General features: G+C 65.8%; 25 protein-coding genes. 8 read left to right on the forward strand and 17 right to left on the reverse strand.

Going from position 1 to position 23,071, the window contains the following annotated elements; genetic code table 11:
• Positions 1-3: 3 nt before the first annotated feature.
• Genes mprA through CH294_RS10445 form a run of 4 tightly spaced genes read right to left on the reverse strand, consistent with a single transcriptional unit; the run spans position 4 to position 2,490 of the window.
• Positions 4-561 (reverse strand): MprA protease, GlyGly-CTERM protein-sorting domain-containing form, encoded by a 558-nt coding sequence (gene mprA, locus CH294_RS10430; protein WP_094737843.1) that lies wholly within the window; start codon positions 559-561, stop codon positions 4-6.
• Positions 558-1,223, reverse strand: coding sequence for a YcnI family protein (locus tag CH294_RS10435; RefSeq protein WP_094737844.1), 666 nt, complete (start codon positions 1,221-1,223; stop codon positions 558-560). The genes mprA and CH294_RS10435 overlap by 4 nt, the downstream gene beginning before the upstream one ends.
• Positions 1,224-1,270: 47 nt before the next feature.
• Entirely contained in the window at positions 1,271-1,825 is a 555-nt protein-coding gene (locus tag CH294_RS10440) for a hypothetical protein (protein ID WP_052058564.1), read from the reverse strand.
• A 14-nt stretch (positions 1,826-1,839) separates the two neighbouring features.
• Positions 1,840-2,490: a DUF6474 family protein gene (locus tag CH294_RS10445; RefSeq protein WP_032401476.1), complete on the reverse strand. Its 651-nt coding sequence runs from the start codon at positions 2,488-2,490 to the stop codon at positions 1,840-1,842.
• Between the two features lie 194 nt (positions 2,491-2,684).
• Here CH294_RS10445 and CH294_RS10450 point away from each other — a divergent pair, with 194 nt between their 5' ends.
• Positions 2,685-4,253, forward strand: coding sequence for a TM0106 family RecB-like putative nuclease (locus CH294_RS10450; RefSeq protein ID WP_094737890.1), 1,569 nt, complete (start codon positions 2,685-2,687; stop codon positions 4,251-4,253).
• A 36-nt stretch (positions 4,254-4,289) separates the two neighbouring features.
• On the opposite strand, the gene CH294_RS10455 is transcribed toward CH294_RS10450, so the two are convergent.
• The 8 genes from CH294_RS10455 to CH294_RS10490 form a co-directional block, all read right to left on the reverse strand.
• Positions 4,290-5,057 carry an SDR family NAD(P)-dependent oxidoreductase gene (locus tag CH294_RS10455; protein ID WP_032380920.1) on the reverse strand — a complete coding sequence of 256 codons (768 nt, stop codon included), beginning with the start codon at positions 5,055-5,057 and terminating at the stop codon, positions 4,290-4,292.
• Between the two features lie 116 nt (positions 5,058-5,173).
• Positions 5,174-6,013, reverse strand: a complete 840-nt coding sequence (locus CH294_RS10460; protein ID WP_052058565.1) for a carbohydrate ABC transporter permease — start codon at positions 6,011-6,013, stop codon at positions 5,174-5,176.
• A complete protein-coding gene (locus CH294_RS10465) occupies positions 6,010-6,915 on the reverse strand; it encodes a sugar ABC transporter permease (protein WP_032401446.1) in 906 nt (301 codons plus the stop codon). Before CH294_RS10465 ends, CH294_RS10460 begins: the two co-directional genes overlap by 4 nt.
• Positions 6,912-8,207: a sugar ABC transporter substrate-binding protein gene (locus CH294_RS10470; RefSeq protein ID WP_094737845.1), complete on the reverse strand. Its 1,296-nt coding sequence runs from the start codon at positions 8,205-8,207 to the stop codon at positions 6,912-6,914. Before CH294_RS10470 ends, CH294_RS10465 begins: the two co-directional genes overlap by 4 nt.
• Before the next feature lie 87 nt (positions 8,208-8,294).
• The gene (locus CH294_RS10475) at positions 8,295-9,311 is read right to left on the reverse strand and encodes a hypothetical protein (RefSeq protein ID WP_094737846.1); all 1,017 of its coding nucleotides are present in this window, start codon (positions 9,309-9,311) and stop codon (positions 8,295-8,297) included.
• Positions 9,308-10,492, reverse strand: coding sequence for a hypothetical protein (locus CH294_RS10480; protein WP_094737847.1), 1,185 nt, complete (start codon positions 10,490-10,492; stop codon positions 9,308-9,310). Before CH294_RS10480 ends, CH294_RS10475 begins: the two co-directional genes overlap by 4 nt.
• 32 nt (positions 10,493-10,524) lie before the next feature.
• On the reverse strand, positions 10,525-11,247 hold the full coding sequence (locus CH294_RS10485; RefSeq protein WP_094737848.1) for a TMEM165/GDT1 family protein: 723 nt from the start codon (positions 11,245-11,247) through the stop codon (positions 10,525-10,527).
• 207 nt (positions 11,248-11,454) lie between these two features.
• On the reverse strand, positions 11,455-11,982 hold the full coding sequence (locus CH294_RS10490; RefSeq protein ID WP_032401443.1) for a hypothetical protein: 528 nt from the start codon (positions 11,980-11,982) through the stop codon (positions 11,455-11,457).
• Positions 11,983-12,218: 236 nt separating this feature from the next.
• Between CH294_RS10490 and CH294_RS10495 the strand changes: the two genes are divergently transcribed.
• Both CH294_RS10495 and CH294_RS10500 read left to right on the forward strand, forming a co-directional pair.
• Positions 12,219-12,599: a hypothetical protein gene (locus CH294_RS10495; protein ID WP_141216482.1), complete on the forward strand. Its 381-nt coding sequence runs from the start codon at positions 12,219-12,221 to the stop codon at positions 12,597-12,599.
• Position 12,600: 1 nt separating this feature from the next.
• Positions 12,601-13,521, forward strand: coding sequence for a sucrase ferredoxin (locus CH294_RS10500; RefSeq protein WP_094737850.1), 921 nt, complete (start codon positions 12,601-12,603; stop codon positions 13,519-13,521).
• 79 nt (positions 13,522-13,600) lie between these two features.
• Here CH294_RS10500 and CH294_RS10505 read toward each other — a convergent pair whose 3' ends face one another.
• Positions 13,601-14,224, reverse strand: a complete 624-nt coding sequence (locus tag CH294_RS10505) for a superoxide dismutase (protein WP_032380929.1) — start codon at positions 14,222-14,224, stop codon at positions 13,601-13,603.
• A gap of 337 nt (positions 14,225-14,561) precedes the next feature.
• Between CH294_RS10505 and CH294_RS10510 the strand changes: the two genes are divergently transcribed.
• The gene (locus CH294_RS10510; RefSeq protein WP_080734477.1) at positions 14,562-15,623 is read left to right on the forward strand and encodes an acyltransferase; all 1,062 of its coding nucleotides are present in this window, start codon (positions 14,562-14,564) and stop codon (positions 15,621-15,623) included.
• 92 nt (positions 15,624-15,715) lie between these two features.
• Here CH294_RS10510 and CH294_RS10515 read toward each other — a convergent pair whose 3' ends face one another.
• Positions 15,716-16,687 (reverse strand): LLM class F420-dependent oxidoreductase, encoded by a 972-nt coding sequence (locus tag CH294_RS10515; RefSeq protein WP_094737891.1) that lies wholly within the window; start codon positions 16,685-16,687, stop codon positions 15,716-15,718.
• A 325-nt stretch (positions 16,688-17,012) separates the two neighbouring features.
• Between CH294_RS10515 and CH294_RS10520 the strand changes: the two genes are divergently transcribed.
• The 4 genes from CH294_RS10520 to CH294_RS10535 are packed head-to-tail and all read left to right on the forward strand — an operon-like array spanning position 17,013 to position 20,060.
• Positions 17,013-17,315 carry a rhodanese-like domain-containing protein gene (locus tag CH294_RS10520; RefSeq protein WP_230592283.1) on the forward strand — a complete coding sequence of 101 codons (303 nt, stop codon included), beginning with the start codon at positions 17,013-17,015 and terminating at the stop codon, positions 17,313-17,315.
• Positions 17,316-18,368, forward strand: a complete 1,053-nt coding sequence (locus tag CH294_RS10525; protein ID WP_094609032.1) for a DUF4328 domain-containing protein — start codon at positions 17,316-17,318, stop codon at positions 18,366-18,368.
• Complete coding sequence (locus CH294_RS10530; protein ID WP_032401441.1) at positions 18,365-19,138, forward strand: glycerophosphodiester phosphodiesterase; 774 nt, start codon at positions 18,365-18,367, stop codon at positions 19,136-19,138. The genes CH294_RS10525 and CH294_RS10530 overlap by 4 nt, the downstream gene beginning before the upstream one ends.
• 10 nt (positions 19,139-19,148) lie before the next feature.
• Complete coding sequence (locus CH294_RS10535; RefSeq protein ID WP_170944668.1) at positions 19,149-20,060, forward strand: DUF5926 family protein; 912 nt, start codon at positions 19,149-19,151, stop codon at positions 20,058-20,060.
• Between the two features lie 121 nt (positions 20,061-20,181).
• Here the strand turns inward: CH294_RS10535 and CH294_RS10540 are convergent, their stop codons facing one another.
• From CH294_RS10540 to CH294_RS10550, 3 genes are all read right to left on the reverse strand, one after another.
• Positions 20,182-20,736, reverse strand: a complete 555-nt coding sequence (locus CH294_RS10540) for a ferritin (protein WP_094737893.1) — start codon at positions 20,734-20,736, stop codon at positions 20,182-20,184.
• Between the two features lie 111 nt (positions 20,737-20,847).
• Positions 20,848-21,408 carry a ferritin gene (locus CH294_RS10545; RefSeq protein ID WP_094737851.1) on the reverse strand — a complete coding sequence of 187 codons (561 nt, stop codon included), beginning with the start codon at positions 21,406-21,408 and terminating at the stop codon, positions 20,848-20,850.
• Between the two features lie 61 nt (positions 21,409-21,469).
• A complete protein-coding gene (locus tag CH294_RS10550; RefSeq protein WP_249305217.1) occupies positions 21,470-22,756 on the reverse strand; it encodes an LCP family protein in 1,287 nt (428 codons plus the stop codon).
• Between the last annotated feature and the right edge of the window lie 315 nt (positions 22,757-23,071).

Raw genomic sequence — 23,071 nt, forward strand, 5'->3', positions numbered from 1 at the left:
GTCCTACTTCTTGGTCTTCGGCTTACGCAGGGCGAATCCCAGTGCCCCTGCGAAGGCCAGAACCGCAACCACGATCAACACGATGTGCCCGTAGCCGCCGAGGAACCCGCCCTCGGACTCGTCCGAGGTGCCCGACGCGTCGGCCGGTGCCCCGGGCGTTCCCGAACCCTCCTGAGTCAGCGTGAACGTCGCAGTCCCGCTCACCGGATGACCGTCCGCCGAGGTGATGCGATAGGCGAGGGTGTAATCGCCGGTCGGTCCCAGCTCGCCGACATCGACGACGACGCTCTGGCCCTCGATGCGGGCGTCGCCCTTCGACCAGATGTTGCCGTCGGGTCCGACGACGTTGAGCGTGGCGAACTGCGACTGCGGTACCTCGTTGAACGTCACCGAGGCCGTGGCCGGAGACGCGTCGAGAGAGGAGCCGTCGGCCGGGCTGTACCCGGTGACCTGCGAGTGCGCCGACGCGATGGGGGCGGCGATCAGCAACGTCAGCAGCGCTACGACGAGTGCTTTCGCAGGAAAAACCAGTGCCTTCGCAGAAAAGGCCAGCGCCCTCACGAGCGCCGGGCCCGGATCGTTGCGCCGATGCCGAGGCCTGCGCCGACGGCTCCGAGCACCAGTCCGACGCCGGCGAGCCAGCGAGCGGTGTTGTCGGAAGTCGACGCCTCCGTCGATGCCTCGGCGGTCTCGGTGGTTGCCGACTGCATGCCACCGTGGGCCTCGCCGCTGGCCGCGGCGAGAGTCAGAGTGGGAGCGGGCAGTTCGGGCTCGCTGCCGTCCTGTGCCATGGGCTCGTTCCACTCGACGACCTCACCGTCGGTGTAGGTCTGCGTGGCGGGGAAGGAGACGGTCTCCTCCTCGGGCAGCGGGCCCGCCGACAGCAAGAACTGCTGGAACTGGCCCGGGCCGACCTCGGCACCGGGGTTCGCCGTCCACGTCACCGACACCGCGAGATCGGCCGAGTCCTTCTCGACGGTGGACGTCCAGCCCGGAATGGGCTGCGTACGAGCAGAATTGAGGCCCGGCAGGGTGACCTTGACCGAACTGGTCGCGGCGGTGTCGGACTCGGTGGGAACACGGAACGTCAGCACCGAGTAGCCGCCCTGTTCGGCGTCGGGAGCAGAGACGACGACGTGTGCCGATGCCGCGCCTGCGCCGATCAGCAACGCGCCGACGGTGGCCCCGGAAACGAACAGGGCACGGGAAAGAGAGCTCTTCATGGGTATTGGGTCATTTCTGTGTGGAGAAGTGCGGAATGGGATGTCGGTCAGTACGACGACCGCGAGTGGAGCCCGCGGAACGAGTAGATCGACATCGGGGGCCCGCGACGAGAAATGGCCCAGTCCAGCGCGGTGCCGTGTATCGACGGCAACGCAACGGAGAATCGGACGCGACCGACGGCGGAACCGTCGGGCAGGGGAGTGAGGAGCGCGAGAACGGCGCGGACGATGGATGTGATCGGTCCGTAGAGGCGTTCGGCGGCGGCGATCAACAGCGCGGCGACCACGGACGCGGCCGCGTGGAAGGCAATCATCGCTGTGCTGGGGAGTAACGAGTGGCTGTGCAGCATGCCCGACATGTCGCTCAGGCTCAGCGCGATGTGGGCGAGAAGTTGGCCGCCCATCAAGGCCGGGAGCAGTACCGTCGACCGTCTCGGTACTGCCGTCATGGCCCCGACGCCGATGCTGACGACGACAAGCAGAGTCAGAGCGGCTCCGTCGGGCCAACCGCCGCCTGCCATGCCGTGCGCGGCCACTGCGAGCGCCGCGGTGACACTACCGACAGCTCCGCCGCGCAGTGGTGCGGCGGAGGCGTCGGTCATCGGTTGTTCAGGGGTCAGCGCACGCCGAGGCGGGCCAGCAGATCGGCTTCGATGCCGTCGAGCTCCGCGGAGATGGCCGCGTGGGCGGTCTTGCGACGAGCGGGCGGCATCTGCTCGGATGCACGCACAGCGGTCGTCAGATCGTCCAGGCGCTCGCTGATCGCGGCACCGAAACTCTTGGTCTCGGGATCGGAGTGACGCGCACCGATGGTGCTCAGCGACTTCTCGGCCCCGGCGATGCGGGCACTGAGCTTGCCGCCGTGGCCGGTGTACTCGCTGAGCTGATCCGGCGCGATACCCATCTGCTGCGCCTTGCGGCTGTCCAGCTGCCCCCGGACGACGGTGGCCGCGCGGTAGGCGATCGGAGCGAGCACCGGAAGCAACAGCCGAGCGATGCCGAGGTACTTACGAATCTGCGCCACGTTGAGCGTGCCCTGAGCGGCAGCCTTCTGCTGCGCCCGCAGAGCCGACACCTGCGCCTTCTCGACATTCTTCTGCGACTTCGCCTCCACCGCGCTGAGCTTGCTCTGCGCCTTGGCGATCGACTTCAACTGCTTGCGCTCGTTCTTCGCGCCGAGCTTCGCTTCCAGAGTGGCCTTGTGCTTGAGAGCCTTGGCCTCTGCCTTGCGAGTAGCACGACCCTTACGCTTACGGAACAAACCCATCGACAAGGCTCCTGACATGTACTGCTCGGCGGAAACGGTGCGTTCCACACAGCCTAATGGGTCATTCCGCGGGCTCCACTCCTGCCTATCGGGCGCTGATCTGTGATGGCTGTCGGAGGGCTGACCTAGTGTCTTGGAGTGTGAACGGTCAACGAGGTGCCTCGGTGTCATCTCTCGAGCTGTCATCTCCCGTGCTGCTCGACGCCGGATCGTTGACGCGCTGCCGTCATCGGCTCTATCTCGATACCGCCTACGGATCGTTGCTGCGCGGCGAACCCGAGAATCCCGGCGTCCGCCAGCGCCGGGAAGCAGCGCAGGCGCACCGCGAGAACATCCGTATGCAGCTGGCCGTGGCAGATCCGATGGAGTGGACCGAAATCGACGAGCCGACGGCCCGTGCCGCGGCCGAGGCCACTGTCGCGGCCTGCCGGGCCGGAGTCGAGCGAATCTGGAACGCGGTGCTGCCTCTCGAGCGCGACACCGGTCGGCGTGGACGTAGCGAACTTCTGGTGCGCGACGCGGCGGGCGGGTACATCCCGGTGATCGTTGTCAACCACAAGGTCACCGATCCGGGGCGCGGCGCTCGAACGACCTCGCTGACGCACTGGTCCCCGGCCGTCGACGAGACCCGGAAGGTGCGCAGTCAGTTGCGTGACCAGCTTCGGCTCGCCCACCTCTACCGCATGCTGGTGCACGAGGGACTGGAAGCGTCCTCGCCCGTCGGCGGCGCAGTGGGCTATCGCGGCGACTGCATGCTGGTCCACGATCTGACGACGGTGCTCGGCGAATACGACACGCGCTTCGCAGACCGGCTCGCCGTGGCCCGTGGCAGCGCGTTCACCGTTCCCTCGCAGGTGAGTGAATGTCGTTCGTGTGCATGGTGGTTCGACTGCAAGCCACAGCTCGAAGCCGTTCGTGACGTCTCACTCGTCGCGTCGGGTTCTCGGGCGGACGTGCTCCGCGCTGCGGGTGTGCGCACCATCGACGAGTTGGCGCAGTGGACCGGTCCGGCTCCCGAGGAGTGGCCGTTCGGTAACTTCGACGACGCGGTGTCCGCGGCGCTGGCCTGGCGAGCCGACGTCCCTCTGCTCCGGCGCTCTGAGACCGTCTCGGTCCACCGCGCCGACGTCGAGGTGGACGTCGATATGGAGAGCTACCAGGAACACGGCGCCTACCTGTGGGGCACGTTGCTCACCGAGGCGGGTGGGCCGCCGCCGAGATACCGGGGTTTCGTCACGTGGGATCCGCTGCCGACCGTCGACGAGGGGCGCTCGTTCGCGGTGTTCTGGAACTGGTTGATGGAGGTCAGGGCCGACGCGGCCGCCCGCGGCAAAACTTTTGCGGCGTACTGCTATTCGCGTCAGGCAGAGGACAAGTGGTTGCTCGATTCCGCTCGTCGATTCGCCGACGTCCCCGGGGTTCCCACCGAGGCGCAGATTCGCGAGTTCATCGACAGCGAGCAGTGGGTGGACGTCTACCAGGCCGTGAGCGATCAATTCATCTGTCCGAACGGCAAGGGGCTCAAGAAGATTGCCCCGGTGGCCGGTTTCGCATGGCGCGACGAAGAGGCCGGTGGGGAGGCGTCGATGGGCTGGTACCGCGAGGCCGTCGGCTACGACGCGGACCCCGACCATACCCAGCGAGAGCGGCTGCTCGTCTACAACGAGGACGACGTGCTGGCAACAAAAGTGTTGCGCGAGTGGATGACCGACCGCGCCGAGAAGGAGATCCCGACCGTGGCGGACCTACGCGCTCGTGCGTGACCCCGCCTCGGAGAAGCGGGGTCACGCGACGGCTGTCTAGCGCGGAGCCATGCGGATAGCGCCGTCCATACGGATGGTCTCTCCGTTGAGGTAGTCGTGCTCGGCGATCATCTGGACGAGCTGGGCGTACTCGCTGGGCTGAGCCAGGCGAGAGGGGAACGGCACCGACGCCTCGAGGCCCTGACGGTATTCCTCGGTGACGCCGGCGAGCATCGGAGTGTCGACGATGCCGGGGGCGATGGTGTTGACGCGGATGCCGACCTGGGCCAGGTCGCGGGCCGCGGTGATGGTCATCGCGTGCACGCCGCCCTTGGAGGCGGTGTAGGCGATCTGGCCGATCTGACCCTCGAATGCGGCCACCGATGCGGTGTTGATGACCACGCCGCGCTGGCCTGCGTCGTCCACGGTCGACTGCGACTGCATCCGGTTCGCGGCCAGCCGCATCACGTTGAACGTACCGAGCAGGTTGATGGTGATGACGGTGCGGAACAGCTCGAGATCGTGCGGTCCCTTCTTGGACAGGATGCGACCCGCCCAGCCCACGCCCGCGCAGTTGACGACGATGCGCAGGGGCACACCGGATTCGACGATGGTGTCCAGTGCGGCCTCGACCTCGGCCTCGCTGGTGACGTCCGCGGGCAGCAGAGTCACCCCGGCCGGGACGCTGTCTCCGGCGCGCTCGATGGACTGCGGCAGGTCGAGGCCGAATACGGTCACTCCCGCGGCGGCCAGACGAGCGGCCGTTGCGGCTCCGAGGCCGGACGCCCCACCGGTGACAAGTGCTGCTGTTCCTGAAATCTCCACGTCGTACGATCCCCTTCGCTCACGGTGGCGGGCCACGGCACAGGCTGCGACCTCGTAGTCGCTTGCACCATAACCGGCGGGGCACCTCACCCACCCTCAGGCGCCCTGAAGGGGACCTACTTGATCCCGCTGCGCGCGAATCCGGCGATGAAGTACTTTTGGAAGAACAGGAACAGCAGCGCCATCGGCACGACGTTGATCAGCGCGAACGCCATCGTGGCACCGTAATCGCTGTTCGCCTGGCCCTGCAGGTACAGCAGGCCGATCGGCAAAGTGAACAGCTCGTTCTCCCGCAACGCGATCAGCGGCCACGCGAAGTCGTTCCACGACTGCAACAGGCTCATGAAGGCGAGTACGGCGATCAAGGGACCCGACAGGGGCAGCACGACGCGCCGGAAGATCTGCCAATGCCCCGCACCGTCGAGACGCGCCGCTTCGAGCAGCTCGCGCGGAATGCCGAGCATGAACTGGCGCGCGAGGAACAGGCCGAACGCCGACGCCGAACTCGGCAGGATCACCGCCCAGTACGTGCCGTACAGGCCGAGCCCCACGACGATGCGGAACAGCGCCACCATGATCACCTGCACCGGCAGCACCAAGGTGGCCAGCGCAATGAAGAACAACGGCGTGGAGAATCGGAAATTCAAGTGCGCGAACGCATATCCCGCGAGCAGGCTCGTGACCACGGTGATGATCGTGACCACGACGGCAATGGCGATCGAGTTGCCGAGCCACGTCGCGACCGGGAACGAATCGAACACGCGGGTGACGTTCTCCCACGTCACCTGGCGTGGCCACAACCGTAGCTCGCCCCCGCCCAGCAACTCGCCGCGAGTCGAGAATGCCACGGCGAGCATCCAATACAGCGGCGCCACGGTGATCAGACCGATGACGGCGATGATCACGGTGCGCAGCACCATTGCCCGGCGAGCGGACGCGTTCCTCGGCCCGCTCATTCGACCAGATCCTTCGTTCGGCTCGCGCGCCACTGCGCGGCGGCGAAGGTGAGGGCGAACAGGAACAGCACCATGCCGATCGACGCGGCGTAACCCTGATCGCGGGTGACGAAGCCCGTCTCGTAGGCGTACGTGACCAGCACCGACGTCGCCCCACCCGGTCCACCGCCGGTGAGGACGAAGACGAGATCGAACACCTGGAACGAGTAGATGACGTTGAGCACCAGTAGGAAGAACGACGTCGGCCCCAGCAGCGGCACCGTCACGTTGCGGAAGCGTTGAAATGCGTTCGCGCCGTCGAGCCTGGCCGCCTCGTACAGATCGGGACCGAGGCCTTGGAGGCCGGCCAAGTAGATCAGCATGTTCAACCCGGTGCGCCACCACACCGTGGCGATGACGATCGACGCGAAAGCCGGTCCGGGCGAGGACTGCCAATCGATAGCGGGCAGCCCGAGGAAACCGATCAGATTGTTGAGCACGCCCGAGTTCTGGTCGAACACCAGAATGCCGATCAGTCCGGTCGCCACGCCCGAGACGGCCATCGGCAGGATCACCAGTGAGCGCCACAACGGCCGCGCAGGTAACGCCGAATTGAGCAGTACCGCAGCGATCAGGCCGAACAGCATCGACAGCGGAGTGACCAAAGCGGTGAACACCAGCGTATTGATCAGCGCCCGCCAGAACAGTGGATCCTCCACCAGGCGTGCATAATTGGCCGCTCCGACGAACTCTCCGGCACCGAATCCGTCCGTCTGCTGCAGGCTGACCACGAACGCGGCGACGAGAGGAACGAGGACGAACACGGCCAACAGTGCGTAGCTGGGGGCCAGGAATCCGGCGGCCGCGAACGCTTCTTTGCGCGCACCTGCCCGCTTGGGTGTGAGGTTCGGTGTGGCCGTCATGCGCCGGTGACCCCGGCGATTCCGGTCTGCAATGCCGACACGGTGGCAGCGGCGTCCTGCGAGCCTGCGAACGCGAGATCGAGTTGCTCCTTCAGCACCGGGATGATTCCCGACATCGACGGCGAGGCCACCTGCGCTGCGTCCTGCGGCTGCACGGTGGTCGCTTGCGCCGCGAAGATCGGGGCCAGCTCCGACCGGATGTCGAATTCGAGGTCGGAGTTGAGCAGGTCGGTGCGCGTGGGCAGCAGGGAGGCGGCCTTGCAGAAGTTGCGCATCTGCTCCTGCTGGGTGACGAACTCGAGGAACGACGCCGCCAACTCGGGCTGCGAGGTCTGCGACGTGGCGACGAGTGCGTTGCCGCCGAAGTCGCCGCCGCCCCGGCGATCTCGCGGTGCATAGGTGGCCGTCCAATCGAAGCTGGCCGTGGCATCGGCGTCGGGCAATTGGAACGCACCCGACCAGACCATGGCCACCGACTGCGAGAACCACGCCTCGCTCGCGTAACTCGACGACGCGATGGTGTTGTTGGCAGGCACGTAGCCCTTCGAGAAGAAGGACGACGAGAATTCGACGGCCCGGCGCGCCTCGTCGGAGTCGATCAGTGGAGTCTTCTGATCCTCGGCCAGGAAGGACCCACCGGCCTGGAACAGCAGACTCAGCCAGCGAGTGACACCGTTGCCCTGCCAGTTGTAGGCCCACGGATACTTGTCGGTCGGCAGCGATGAACGCAGTCGATCGCCGATCGACGTCAACTCTTCCCACGTCCAGGCGTCGTCCAGACTTGTGGGAACCGAGTCGATACCTGCCTGCGACAACAGGTTTCGGTTCACCAGGATTGCCGAGGTATCGGTGTGGTGCGGCAGGCCGTAGGGGATTCCGCCGTTCTGCACTGCGGCCCACGCTGTCGGTGTGAACTGATCCCGTGTGTCCGACGCCAACAGCGGCGACAGATCCAGCAGTTGGCCTCGGCCGGCGTATGCGCCGAACGTGTAATACGGAACGCGGAAGATGTCGGGTGGGTTGCCCGCCTGCAGCTGGGCGTCGATGTTGGTGAACATCTGCTCGTACGGCACCGCGTTGAGGGTGATCGTCGACCCGGGATTCGCCGCCTCGAATGCGCTGATCGAGTCGCGGAAGCCGGCCAACTCGGCATCGGTGCCCCACGTGGTGAACGTCAGTGTGCCCTCGGCCTGCTGCGACGGGCTGGACTTGACGAAGCCGCACCCCGCCAACAGCAGCGGCACGGCGGCGGCACCGGATCCGATCAGGAACGATCGACGATCGAGAGGCATGGCGGGGCTCCATTCACCGGCAGCGGCTGTACAGACCTACTGGTCCGCCGCAGGGTAACCACGACGGTCTCGGCCCAAACCCGGCGTTCAGCTGGTGATTCGGCCGGTGTCGTCGTACTCGATTCGCCGTGCGGTGTCGCCGAGGTCGTCGAGCAGAACGGTGGCCGCGACCGGGCGCCCGGGAGGGAGGAGCCGGACCGTCACGGACCCGGCGTCGGCACCGTCCAGGCTGTTCGACGCGGCGGCCACGATGCGGTCGCGTGCGTCGTCGTTCAGCGTGGCCGGGGCTCGGTCGTCGAGCATCATCACCTCGACCCCTCGGGCCCGTGCCGATCTCGCAGCGCGAGCGAGGTCGGGTCGCACCAGACCGCGGGCGCGCAGGGAGTCTCGCAGCTCCGCTTCGAGCAACACGCACGCGAGGATCTCCTCCTCGGTGAGGTCGGGACCGTCGGTGATGCGCTGCAACAAGGGACGGGCCAGTGCGTCGAGACTGGCCAGACGCGAGTCTCGTTCCTCGAGGACAGCGGCTGTGGCGGCCTGGGACGCAATCCGTACCGTCGACTGCTCGCGCAACTCGAAGATTGCTGCGGCCAAGGGGCGGATGGTGAAGGCGAAGAATGTGGCCATCAACAGCGGCGCGACGTTGATGGCGCTGAACGAGAGCCCGTACAGCACGCCCTGGCCCGTCACGGCCGCCCACCCGATGGCGACGGCCATGGTGAGCACCAACCCGAGCCACGCGGCCAGTGTGCGACCGCGGACGCACATGAAGGTGTAGATCACCACGGACATGCCCAACGGCCAGGTCTGCAGGCTTCCGGTCAGTGGTACCGGTAGCACCGCGAAGACCGACGTCGCGGCGACCGGACCCGATACGGTGAGCAATGCTGTCGAGCGAACCCCCAATGGATCGCCCGAAGCGCGGAGCAACAGGGTGACGGCTCCCGCGAACACGAGAACCGCCGCGAACGGTGGCCACACCGCCGAGACCCCGTCGAGCGTTGCGCCGGCGCACACGGCACACGCGAGAACGAAGAACACTGCGACGGCATACGCGGCCGTCGACTTCATCGACAGCAGGTCGCGGATGTCCTGGCCGTTCATCCTTTCCAACCCAACCGCACGATGGTGCCGGCGCTGGAGGACTCGATGTCGGCGGATCCGCCGTCGAGCTGACGCATCCTGCCCTCGATGCTGACGGCGACGCCCAGTCGGTGGGGCGGCACCGAGCGCCGATCGAAGCCCGCACCGTCGTCACGAACGGTGACCTGCAGAGACGACGGGCCCACGCGGGCAGTGACCGATCGGTTCGACGCCGGTGCGTGAATTCGGCTGTTGCGCAGTGCTTCAGCGAGAGCTGCAGCGACGGATCTGACGACGTCGGCCGGGTAGTCCTCCGATCGTTCGGGCGCTTCCGCCTGTACGGTGAATTCGATCGACTCGTCGACCGTCGTTGCGGCGGAACGAAGCTGAGCGAGAGCCTCGTCGGCTGAGAAATTGTCGGAGACGGTACCGGTGGTCAGATCGTCCAGATGGGCGAGTGCCGACCGGGCCTGGCGGGCCAGACTCGGGGTGCGGCCATGGCGCGCGACGGCGAGCAGCGAGGACATGACCTCGTCGTGGATCAGCGCGTCGAACCGCTCACGCTCGACTTCGCGCGCGGAGGCCGCCGCCGCCCGTGCCGCGTCGCTGTGTGCTTCGGAGATGGTGGCATCGAGAATGCGTCCGGTGCGTACCGCGGCGAGTGTGGCCGCCACGAACACCGTGCAGAACATCATCGCGAAGAAGATCTCCGCAACGATGTTGCTGCGCGGGAACGGTTCTCGCAGAGCCTGATTGGTGAGTTGGACGATAACAACGCTGACGGTCATGTGGACGAACGCCGGAACGGGACGCCACACTGTGGCAGCGGCGAGCGCCGCAAGGCCGGGGAACGCCGCGAGAAATGTCCCGGCCTGATCGAAGGCGGTGCCGTCCCAGGCGGCCCACCACAGCAGGGCCATGATCGGGAATGCCGACGCCGCAACCGAACCGGCGATCCTGATGGCAGTGATGCTCGGATGAAAGGTGGAGGCTCCGAACGCGAAACCGCTGCCGAACACGACCACCACGGTGACCGGGGTCCACCAACCGGGAACTGCTTCGCCACTGCGCCCGATGTCGGGAATCAACAGCAGCAGATAGACCAGATAGCCGGTACCGACAAAACGGCCGAAAATTCTGATCAGTCGATCCGTCGAACGGTGCGCCGCGTCGGCTCCGGCCACCTGCTGCTCGTCGTCCATTCACCCCTCCGAGGGAGGAGTGTAAACCAAGGTCAGGCGTCTTCGGTGGTGGTCTGCTGCTCGATCTCGTGCGACCCGTCGGAGCTGGAGGACTCGGTGCGGGACGCCTTGGCGCGAAGCACCGCGACGATGACGGCGGAGATCGCCACGACCACTCCCGCTGCGATGTACGGCGCGGATGTGCCCGGCATGAGGCCCTCGAAGAACAGGACGGCACCGAAGACGAAGAACAGGATTGCAGCGCCGTACTGAATCATGCGCTCCGGCAAGTGCTTTCCGAGAACCGCACCGACGACAATGGCAAGCGCATCGGCCGCGACCATGCCGATCGTCGAGCCGATCCAGACGCCGACCCAGTCGTTGTCGGCAGCGAGAGTGACGGTCGCCAGCATCGTCTTGTCGCCCAGCTCGGCGAGGAAGAACGCCGAAGCGATCGCCAGGAAGGCGGACTTGGTGACGCGGGAGGCCTTCGCGCTTTCGTCGTCGGACAACGAGTCGCCGCGCAGCGTCCAGAGTCCGAAGATGACGAATGCGATGCCGCCGACGATCGATATGGCCTCGGTGGGGATCGACACGCCGAGGAAGTGGCCGACCGCGACGGACACGAGGTGCACGATCGTGGTGGCGACCGTGATGCCGCCGATGACGACGTACCACTTGTAGCGCAGAGCGAATGTCATGGCCATGAGCTGGGATTTGTCACCCAACTCGGCCACGAAAATGACAGCGAAACTCAACAACAATGCGGACAGCACAGCAGACTCCTCGGTCGTCGAACGGACCGAAGGTCTCGCCCACCGGAAGAACCGGTTCAGGTGCCGGGTCGCAGTTTTACGACCAGTATGTCGACACGTTGATTGGGGGCTACTCCCCTTCGCTGTAGACGACTCTAAGTGCCGTTTCGCGAATTGTCCAATGCGCCAATTAGTTTGGGCACCCGAAAAATCGTGTGCGGGGAGCGGTCAGGAGGCGAGGAGCATTGCCAAAACTGCGGTGTCGGGATCGCTGATCGGATCGAGGCCGACCCGACTGACCATCGATGTCACGGTGCCGTCGGATTCGGCCTCCACCCACGCAGCCCGGTGATCGAGGCCGAGATGCGGAAGACCCGGCAGCAGAACACAACCGGAGGCAGCGCCCGCGCACTCCGGAAGTGAGGGCGTCGTCTCCGACGGTGGATGCAACATCAGCAACGCGGCCGGCTGATGGGCCGAGAATCGTCCGGGTGCCAACGCGAAATCGCCGATCACCGGTCCCTCGGCCACCACCAGGCCGACCGTCCCCGGCTCGGGATCCTCGGGCAACTCCTCCCGCACCCCGAACACCGTCGACGTCGCCAACAGACCCGGCATCGACGCAACCCGAACGGCCAGCGCCAAAAACTGGGCCCACTCCTTGGTGGTGTCCGGCCAACGGCCGGAGATCACGAACCCGCGCAGCAGACCGGCGGCGTGAAAAGGCGAGACACCGATGAGATTTCGATCGTCCATTGCGCATCCCTCCCAGACAGGTACAAGGCAGAAGCCGGGTACACGACGTTGGGTAAGGAGAAGGATGACCCGAAAACGGCTGGCACACAAGATGGGGAGAGTGCCAGCCAAAAACGTAGCCGCCCCACGGCGGATCGGCGGTCGATACGCTGCTGCGGTGAAAAACAGAGGATCCGCTCGGCGAGAGCGCTGATGGCTTGTTGGCGGACTATCGCCGAGCGGTCGACGAATCCGCGGTGCGCGCACCTGGCGAGAACAGCACGTTGACCGTCGCACGCGTGCGAGCCGACTCGTTGCGATACATGACCCAGGACGGATCGTTCCCGTACTCGGTTCTGGCCGATCTGGGCTACCGAGCCCCCGCGCAGCAGGATCGCGGTTCGGACGCGGTGCAGACCCTCGACGTCAGTCCGGAATTGATCGATGTACTGGCGGCCGACGACATCCTCCTGCTGACCGACGCCGGGACGGAGGATGCCGTGGCACAACTTCGGCAGAATCCGCTCTTCACCGGTCTCGGTGCTCGGGTGATCGAGCTGCCGTCGAAGGACTTTCTCTTCGGCAATGTGCTGACCGCCCGCGTTCTGATCGACACCGCGTCGCAGATCGGGGGCTGATATGCCTGCATTCGAACGCTGGGTGGGCTGCGCTGCGGTGGCGCGCGCGAGCAACGAGTCGCTCCGCGGAACAGCGGGGAGGGCCGAAGGGTGGGTATTGATCGAACATCGGGGCCCGTGGGGTCGCGAACCGTGGGATCCGGAGGGTCCGTTGGGCCGAATCGGTACCGAACTCTCGCGGCGCTGCAAGGCCGTCGGCATTCGCCCTCAACTCGTGCGAGAAACTCACGGCAGGCGTGAACCCACCGATACACGACGGGTGTTTCTGGTTCATTCGGGTCGCCGCGGTGCATGGCTGGAGCAGTACACGATCGACACTCTCGAGCAAATACTTCGACTACCGCTCGAAGCCGCCGCCGAAGGCACCCCACCCGGCACCGGGATCCGCGTCGACCAGCGGCTGTACCTCGTCTGCACGCACGGCAAGAAGGACCCGTGCTGCGCGGTGCTCGGTCGGCCGGTAGCGGCTGCCCTGAATCGACCGAACGGGCGGGTATGGGAATCGACGCACCTGGGCGGGGACCGATACGCAGCCGGCATGGTGGTATTGCCGGACGGTAGCTATTACGGCAACCTCGACCCGGCAAACGCGCAGGCCGTGGTGGACGGTCACGACCGCGGGCAGCTCACCCTGCAGAACTACCGGGGCCGCTGCACCGACGACACGGCCGCTCAGATCGCCGAACACGCCGTACGAACCGAGTACGGCCTTACCGGAATCGACGACGTGCACCCGACCGAGGTCACCTCGTCCAGCGGCGGGTCCGATGTCGTCGTGGTGACAGCGTCGGGATCGGTGCAGGTACACGTGACGCCCGATCTCGAGACCCCGCGTAGGACGACCTGCCGCTCGGAAGCATTCGCGACGCCCGACCACGGCGTCACGTCGATTCGGTCGGTTCCCGCAGCCGGGAGCGCATGACTTCTCGAACGAGACAGGGCCACCGCAACGGATGCGGTGGCCCTGTCTGCGATTGCGCGACTTACGGCAATCTCGAAACCTACGGGAAGATCAGACCCGGGGTCTTCGAGGTGGCGGCCTCGAAACGAGCCTGGACGTCGGCCCAGTTGACGACGTTCCAGAACGCCTTCACGTAGTCGGCCTTGACGTTCTTGTACTGCAGGTAGAAGGCGTGCTCCCACATGTCGACCTGGAGCAACGGGATGATGCCCAGCGGCACGTTGGCCTGCTGATCGTAGAGCTGGAAGGTGAGGAGCTTCTTGCCCAGCGAGTCGTAACCCAGCACTGCCCAGCCGGAGCCCTGCAGGCCGTTGGCGGCAGCGGTGAACTGTGCGCGGAACTTGTCGAACGAACCGAACTGGTCGTCGATCGCGGCACCGAGCTCACCCTCGGGCTTGTCGCCACCGTTGGGCGAGAGGTTCTTCCACCAGATGGAGTGGTTCACGTGGCCACCGAGGTGGAACGCGAGGTTCTTCTCGTGCAGGAAGATGGCAGCGTGATCGTCGTTCTCGCGTGCTGCGGCGAGCTTCTCGAGGGCGGTGTTCGCGCCTGCCACGTAGGTGGCGTGATGCTTGGAGTGGTGAAGCTCGTTGATCTCGCCCGAGATGTGCGGCTCGAGGGCGGAGTAATCGAAATCAAGGTCGGGCAAGGTGTACTCGGACACGTGGTTCCCTTCTCTAACGACGCCGTACCCATCGCGTGATGCGGGCACGTTCGTCCTACTTCGGATCTTTCGTAGGGTTCAACCCAATCTCATTCCTACCCCTTGTGCAACCGTTGTAACCGAGATGCTTTTCTCGGAATAAATTCACGTGAACAAGGCAACGGAATTCGCGGCTGCGAATTCGCTCCGAATATCACGAAACAGTTGCGGAGCGGGTCTGGATTGGTCCTGAAGTTGAACGGAACCTAAACTCGCGGGTGTGGAAGGGGACCGACCGAGCCGAAGTACGGTCGAGGACTCCGCCGTCGTGGAGCCGGTCACCGCGCCCCGAGTTCAGATGAACGGTGCCGACCTCCTTCGCGTCATCGCTGTTTTCGCAGTCCTGTACTCACACATTTCGTTCTATCTGATCGACGACATCGGCGGTGGCTGGTGGGTGATCGACGTGGTCAACACGGTCCTGATCGAGGACGCCGGACTGAACCTGCACCTGTCCTTCGTCGGTGTCAGTATGTTCATGCTGCTCACCGGCCTGCTGATCACCCGATCGGCGATGCGGCACTCGCGTCGGGACTTCATGGTCGCGCGTCTCGCCCGTCTGGTCCCTGCACTGTGGTTCGCCGTCGCGCTGGCGGTCATCCTCGTCAAACTCGGCCTCAACGGGATGTTCAGCGGTCAACCCGGAATCACCAACGGCGAGGCCGTGCTCAGCTTTTTCCTCGGCGGCTTCTTTCTTCGACCCGAAGTTGCCGTCCTCGGCGTCACCTGGACGCTCGTCGTGCAAATCGTGTTCTACCTCTACTGCGTCGCCATGCGCGGGCCGCTGCGTACCCGACCCATCGTGGTGCCGCTGGTCGGAGCTGCATTGTGCGCTGTGGTCATCGCCTACAACCTGTACCTGCCGCAGCCCTACACAATCCCGTTCCTGACGAAGGTCGCCGGCGTACTACCGACCCTGTTCCTCGGCCAGATCATCTATCTCGGCTGGGCGAAACTGGTCGGCTGGCGATGGGTGGTCGTCGGTGTCATCGCGCAGATCGAAGTAATCCGACTCTCCATCGACGTCCACACCTTCTGGATGGGCGACACCTACCTGTGGACCCTGCTGGTCATCACCGGCATCGTCCTGATCCTGGCCCGATACGACGGGCCCATCACCCGCTGGCCCGTCGTCCACTGGATCGGCACGCGTAGCTACGCGATCTATCTGATCCACACCCTCGTGCTGTACCGCATCTACGCCACCGTCGAGCCACACCTGGGCCCCAGCGCCGCCGTGCTGGCCTTCCTCGCCGGCACAGCCGCACTCGCCGAAATCATGTACCGCTGGATCGAACTGCCCGCGGCTCGACATATCAGCTCGACCTACGCACGCCTACGTGCTCGATCCGCCGCCTGACCGAGGCCCCCTGGGTACTCGATGTGACATTTGGTGGCCTTTTCGGGGGTCAATGTCACGTTGAGTGGACTCGGGCGGCCGGTTTCTGGGGGTCAGAGCTGCGGGAGAACCTCGGAGGCGACGAGTTCGAGGTGATCGAGATCGGTGAGATCCATGGTCTGCAGGTACACCCGGGTGGCTCCGACGGCTCCGAAGCTGCCGATCTTGTCGACCAGTTCGGCGGGGCTGCCCGCGGCACCGTTCTCGCGTAACTCCGACACCTCACGGCCGATGGCGGCGGCGCGTCGAGCGATGTCTTCTTCGGTGCGGCCGCAGCACAGGACGAGGGCGTTGGAGTAGACGAGGGAGTCCGGATCGCGGTCGGCGGCAGTGCAGGCAGCGCGGACGCGACCGAACTGGGTCTCGGTGTCGGCCAGCGACGCGAAGGGGATGTTGAATTCGTCGGCGTACTTCGCGGCGAGTGCCGGAGTGCGCTTCTTTCCGCCGCCGCCGATGACGATGGGTGGGTGCGGGGTCTGCACCGGCTTGGGGAGCGCGGGGGAGTCCGTGACGGGGTAGTGCGTGCCGTCGTACGAGAACGTGTCGCCGACGGGGGTGTCCCAGAGTCCGGTGATAACGGCGAGTTGCTCTTCGAGCCGGTCGAAACGCTCACCGAGCGGCGGGAACGGGATGCCGTAGGCCTTGTGCTCGTCCTCGAACCAGCCGGCACCGAGGCCGAGGTCGACGCGGCCGCCGCTCATGGCGTCGACCTGCGCGACGCTGATGGCCAGTGGCCCCGGGTAGCGGAAAGTGGCCGAGGTGACGAGTGTGCCGAGCCGAATGGTCGACGTCTCGCGGGCCAGGCCTGCCAGCGTGATCCAGGCGTCGGTGGGCCCGGGACCGCCGTCGCCGCTCATCGCGAGGTAGTGGTCGGATCGGAAGAATGCGCCGTAGCCGAACTCCTCGGCTGCTTTCGCAACGCGGAGGAGGTCGTCGTACGTGGCACCTTGTTGCGGTTCGGTGAAGACGCGCAGTTCTACGGACGGGAGGGGAGCCTGCGGAACGACCTGGGATGGGAAAGTCATGCTCGCCAGCCTAAACAGCGCCTCCACCGGACCGCAGACGGTCGCTGTGTCAAATCACCATCGATCCACAACCTGCGTTGGTACTCGGTACACCGCGAGACCGATTCGACGCTCTGACCTGTGGATAGAAACCGGCACAGGCCCCGATTCTGTGCATCAACCTGTGGATACTGTGGATAACTTCTGTGGCGTGAGTGACGTAGGTCATAGCGCCGCCTTGCTCGGGTCGTCGGGACACGGGTGGCAGCCCCGCGCGAGGCCGTGACAAGATCGAGGTGTGTCTCACCCCGAGCAGCCGCCCGCCGTCACCGTCGACCGACTCCCGGTGCCGTTTCCCGAGACGGCACTGCTGCTCGACGTACGTGAACCCGAGGAGTGGCAGGCCGGGCACGCGCCCGATGCCGTGCACATCCCGATGAGTGACATTCCGTCCCGCGCCGGTGAGATCGACAATCAATCCGAGGTCTACGTCGTCTGCAAAGCCGGTGGTCGGTCGGCCCGCGTCGTCGAATACCTGAACCGAGTGGGTTTCGAAGCGATCAACGTCGACGGTGGGATGCTCGCCTGGCAGGCCGCAGGTCGACCGATCGAACGCGACGACGACTCCCATGAACCGAGAATCATCTAGATGACGGCACCGCGGGGACGCGCACAGGCGTTCCAGGTCTGTGCCCGCTGCAGCACTCGCTGGGCGGTCGGTGCACGGCCGGGCACGTGGTGCCCCCGCTGCCACGGCGTCCTGCTCTCGCCGGTGTCGACCCAAGCGCCTGCGCAGGGCCGACGAAACTTCCGCTGGGTCGCACGACCGGCGACATCGCGCTCGACGTCCGCCCGCACGACTCGAACCGCAGCCCCGACGCCGACGCCGCACTACGATTCGACGCCTACCTGGGGCTTGCGTGACATCCCGCGCGATCCGGAGGCGAGTCGGCCGGTGGGACGCGTCGAGCAGTACGCCGCGAACGCGCAGTTGCTCGTCTTCGTCACCGCGCTGCTGCTGGCTCTCGGCGCGTTCGCCGAGGTGTTTCGCTACGGAATTCTGCTGTACAACCGCACCCGACTCGTCTCGCCGATCACCCTGGCCGTATCCGACGCGTTGGTGTACTTCGCCCAGGTCGGCTCGCTCGTCGTCGGCCTGTTCGCTCTCGTCGGCTCGTCGTGCTGGTTGATCCGGCAACGTCGGCTCGCTTTCGCCGCAGCGGGCGCGACCGATCCGCGATCGGTGCGATGGATGCTGCTGTTGTCGATGCTGCCGCTGGTGCGCATCGTCATGCCCGGGGTGTATCTGACCGAGCTGGCCCGACTACGGGGTGACACCGAGGCCGACGTGCACCGCGAGCTGTTTCTGGTGCGCATCTGGTGGGGTGTCTGGGCCGCGAGCAATGCGCTGGTGGTCGTCCAACTGCTGTGGAATCTGCAGGGCAGCCTGCAGGCCCGGGCCGATGGAGTTCTCCTGTCGGCGGTCGTCGCGGCAGTAGCTGCGGGTTCGGCCGTGCTCACCCTGGCGGTGATGCGCCGATTCGAGGGCCGCACGCTGCGCGGATCGGCCCTGGCGCGTCCTACTCGATGGGTCATGGCCACGGGCAAGGTCACCGCCCCGAAGGCCACCGACATCGAGGCGACCGGTCCCGAGCGCTCGAAGGAAGAGCCCGCCGAGCACGAAGCGGTGACGGCGTCGTGAGTCCCGATCGCCGCGGCCCGCTCGTCGTCGCACATCGCGGTGCCTCGGCGGCCAAGAAGGAACACACCCTCGCGGCGTACGACCTGGCGCTGCGTGAGGGAGCAGACGGCGTCGAGTGCGATGTACGACTGACCAAGGACGGTCACATCGTGTGCGTGCACGACCGTCGTGTCGACAGAACCTCGAACGGCACCGGAATCGTCAGCGAGATGAATTTCGCCGAACTTGCGCAGCTGAACTACGGCGAGCCCGACGAACCCGCCGACCTCCTGACACTGCACGATCTCATCGCGCTCGTGCTCGACTGGACCAGCAAGCCGGTCAAGGTCTTCATCGAAACCAAGCATCCCGTGCGCTACGGCTCGCTGATCGAGAGCGCGGTACTCGAGGAGCTGGGCAAGTTCGGCATCGGTGCGCCCGCATCGGCAGACCACTCGCGAGCGGTCATCATGTCGTTCGCACCGTCGGCGGTCTGGCGGGTACGCCGCTCTGCCCCGATGCTCCCGACGGTGCTCCTCGGCGACAGTTCGCACTACCTCGGCGGAGGAGCGGCGACGACCGTCGGTGCCACCGCCGTCGGACCGTCCATTCGTGCGCTGCGCGAGCACCCGAGCATCATCGACCGCGCCGCCGCGTCGGGCCGGGCCAGTTACGTGTGGACCGTCGACGAGAAAGAGGACGTGGACCTGTGCCGCGAACTCGGTGTCGGATGGATCGCCACCAACCACCCCGGCCGAACGCGAGCCTGGCTCGAATCGAAGAACGTGTAGGTTTTCGGGCGTGGGTAAGAGCAAAAGAAACAGTGGACCGAAGCAGGGAAGCAACCGAGCGGCGAAGCTGGCGCAGCGTGAGGCCGAGCGCGCGAGCATCGACTCGGCGTCGACCCGCCCGTTCGAGGGCCTGGCCGCCGAATGCGATCTGGTAGCGCTGCGCGAGTTCGTCCCGTCGGCAACGGCAACCGCGCCGATCACGGTGGACGGTCGCACCATCACGCTGGCAACGGTGCTGCCCGGTGCCGTTGCGGCACTGGTGCGCGAAGACGCGGGCACCGTCGAGGGATTTGTCGGCCTGCAGGTGCAGACGCAGTCGAAAGACGTTGCAGCAGATATCAGTAGCGCACTCGGCTGGGTGTCCACTGCTTCCGCGGGCGAGTCGCTCGAAGCCGCGAACATCACCGACAGCACCCCAGCGTTGACCGAGGTGCTCGACGCGTCCGCTCTGCTCGAGATCACCGTCCATCAGGACTTCAACTGGTGGATTCCCGAAAGTGCCACTCCCGCAGCCGATGTGACCGCCACTGTGGAGCGTGCGAATCAAGCGATCATGCCGTCGGCACGGATCGAAGCGGACGGCGTCGTTGCGGCCTGGTGGGTGGATGCGGGCGACAAGGCGCACATCCGCTGGGTTCGGCCGGAGAGCGAAGACGATGTGATGCTCGCTCTCGCTCGGCTGCACGCTGCGGGCGATCTGCACCTGGGCGAGGGATCGCGCTACGCCGGTTCGTTCCGTACGCACGGATTGCTGGTGCCGGTGTTCGATCTCGATCCCGAGATGCATCCCACCGAATGGGCTTCGCCCACAAACGAATTCGGAGACAAGCTGAGCGAGGCTCTCGCTGTCGACGCTCCGCTCACTGCAGCGCAGCTGCGCTCACGTGACGGCCTGCGCGGTCGTCAGGTCACGTTGCGCTGACGGCTTCCGGCCGGGATACGCGGTCGAGACGAATTGCTCGGAAAAGCACATCGGGTGGCCGCCCGAACAAGAATCCTTGTTCGGGCGGCCACCCGTATGAGCGCGCTACTTGCGGCGGGATTTACAGCGATCCGCCGGCAACGGTGGGTGCGCCTGCGTCGGCGACCACGCTGGTGTTCATCTCGCGGGCAACGAACTGCTCGAGGTCGAACAGGTTGTGGCCCGCGCGATCTGCGATGTTGAGCAGGGTCTTCATGCTGGCAACTTCCTCGACCTGCTCCTTGAGGAACCACTGCATGAACTGCTCGCCGAGGTAGTCGCCCTCTTCGCGTGCGGTGCTCGCCAGCGCGATGATCTGGTCGGTGACGGTCTCTTCCTGCGCCAGCGCCAGGGCGATGGCCTCACGAGGATCGGTGAAGACGGACTTCGACGCGTCGACGCCGGTCAGCTCGACCGTGATGTCGCGATCGAGGAAGTACTGCACGATCATCATCGCGTGGTTGCGCTCTTCGACCGACTGCGCGTAGAAGTGCTTGGCCAGCTGCGGCAGGTCGACGTTCGCGAAAAAGACAGCGGTGGCGATGTACTGCTGCGAGGCGTTGAACTCGTTGCGAATCTGGTCGCGAAGAAGTGCATGGAACTTGGTGTGGCTGGTTTCTTTGATATCTACGCTCATGACGAGGACGATATGCCTGGTCAGAGGCGTTGTCATCCAAGTCGAACCTTATTGAGGCGAACGTAGCCTAATACAGTGGATCCTAAATGTCCGCTCTGAGCAGGGCGCAAGCTACGCGCTCCCGGCCTCTTTCGGGGCATTGGTGGCGCGGATCACCGATCCACCGATTTCTCGGGCGACGTACTGCTCGATGTCGAACAGGTTGGATTCGGCTCGCCGGACGATGTTGAGCAGACTCTGCATCGCCGCCACCTCCTCGACCTGCTCGGTGAGGAACCAGTGGGTGAACTGCTCGCCGATGTAGTCGCCCTCGGCCCGGGCAGCCCGCGCGAGCGCGGTGATCTGCTCGGTCACCGTCGTTTCCTGTCCCAGTGCCAATTCCACCGGCTCGACCACCGACTCGAACGCCGTCACCACGTCGCCGATGCTCGACGCGTCGACATCGAGTCGATTGTCGATGAGGAACCGGATCATCATCATGGCGTGCCGACGCTCTTCGGCGGACTGGGCGTAGAAGCGGGTGGCCAGCTGCGGTAGATCGTTTCGGTCGAACCACACCGCGATCGCGACGTACTGCTGCGATGCGGTGAACTCGTGCCGCACCTGAGCGCGCAGTAGATCGTGGAACGACGCACCGGGCGTCACGGCGGGCTGGGCAGACGGCAGTGTCATGGTCCACAACCTACCGGTCTCGGGTGGGAGTGGAGCCTGCAGGAACGACCGATTCGGCGGCTCAGGGCCCGCCGGTCAGCAGATCCGGTGGAATTTCGCGATCCTGGGCGATGGCGTCGAAGAATGCCGGTGCGCGGGTGTCGTCCCACAACAGCACGTTTCCGACGTCGGAGTCCTGGAATCCGCCGACCGGTACCGTCGTGGTCACCGGACCTCCGCGCATCGCCCAGGCCAGCGCGGCGAGGTTCCAGATGTGGTCTCCCTCGTCGACGCTCAACGACGACGCCGTATCGGACACCAGCGGCCACAGCTTCAGTGGGTTGAGGAAAGTCGATGCGCTGGTGGCTTTTTCGAGCAGTGCGGACATGAATGCCCGTTGATTGTTCATTCGGTCGAGATCGGCCAGCGCGGTTGCGCGGGACCGCACGAACCCGAGCGCCTCGGACCCGGTGAGATCCTGGCAGCCGGCGGGAATGTTGATGCCCGCCAACGGATCGTCGATTGCGTTCTGCACGCACACGTTCACCCCGCCGACCGCGTCGACTATCCCGGCGAAGCCGCCGAAGCCGATCTCGGCGTAGTGATCGATATGCACCCCGGTCGCGCCTTCGACCGTCTGTACCAACAGTGACGGTCCACCGAATGCGAAGGCCGCGTTGAGCTTGTCTTCGCCGTTGCCCGGAATGGACACGTACGAATCGCGAGGCAGGCTGACCATCGTGGTCGCCCCGCTGCCCTCGGGAATGTGGATCAGGATGATCGTGTCGGTGCGGCTCGGGCCCACCTCGCCGCCGGTGGCCAGCGTGGCCTCCTGCTCCGGCGTGAGGCCTGCCCGTGAATCCGACCCGACGAGAAGCCAATTGGTGCCTGGAGTGTCTCCGACGCGACCAGGGTAGGAGGTGAGGGCGTCGACTCGCGTCAACGAGCTGTCGACGTAGTAGACGACACCGCCGATTCCCAGCACGAGAACGAGCAACACGATCAGGAAACGTCGACCCCAGCGTCTGCGCTTGCGCGGCTTCGCGACCTTGGGTGGGCGCGAATCTCGTTGTGGTCGAGCCGGTTGTGGTCTGGCGGGTTCCGGCCGGCGCTGTGCAGGCGCGGCGGGTTGCTTGCGCTCCTCGGTGTATGGCTCCGGCTGCTGGCGCGGGGCATACCCGGTGCGGCCCTGCTGCTCGTCCGCGGATCGTGAGTACTGACGCGTCGAATTGGGTGTATCGGGTGTATCGGGTGTATCGGACCGGGGTGTACGAGAGTGTGCCGAACCGGGTTCCGGAGCCTGCGACCACGCCTGCTGGGCCGCGGCCGAGCGCGGCGGCCCGGCGACAGGCCGGCCGTCGCGCCGAATGAACTCGGTGCCTTCAGGTACCTGACCCGGTGGGACGGGGAGGCCGCGTGCCGGACGCTCGGGGTTGTACTGGCGCGGCCCTCGCTCGGGTGGCGGCTGGCCGGGTCGATACCCGCGAGGAGGCGGCGGCTGCTGGGCGGACGGCTGTCGGAAGGGCCGCTGGCCGGGTGGTCGATGGCCGGGGGACTGTTGGCCGGGGGACTGTTGGCCGGGCCGGTTGGGGCCAGGAGGCTGTTGGTTCGGTGACTGTTGGTTCGGTGACTGTTGGTTGGGGCGTTGGGGATTGGGGCGTTGGGGATTGGGGCGCTGCTGGTC

Origin of the sequence: Rhodococcus sp. 14-2483-1-1 (assembly GCF_002259335.1) — a bacterium.
Classification (GTDB): domain Bacteria; phylum Actinomycetota; class Actinomycetes; order Mycobacteriales; family Mycobacteriaceae; genus Rhodococcoides.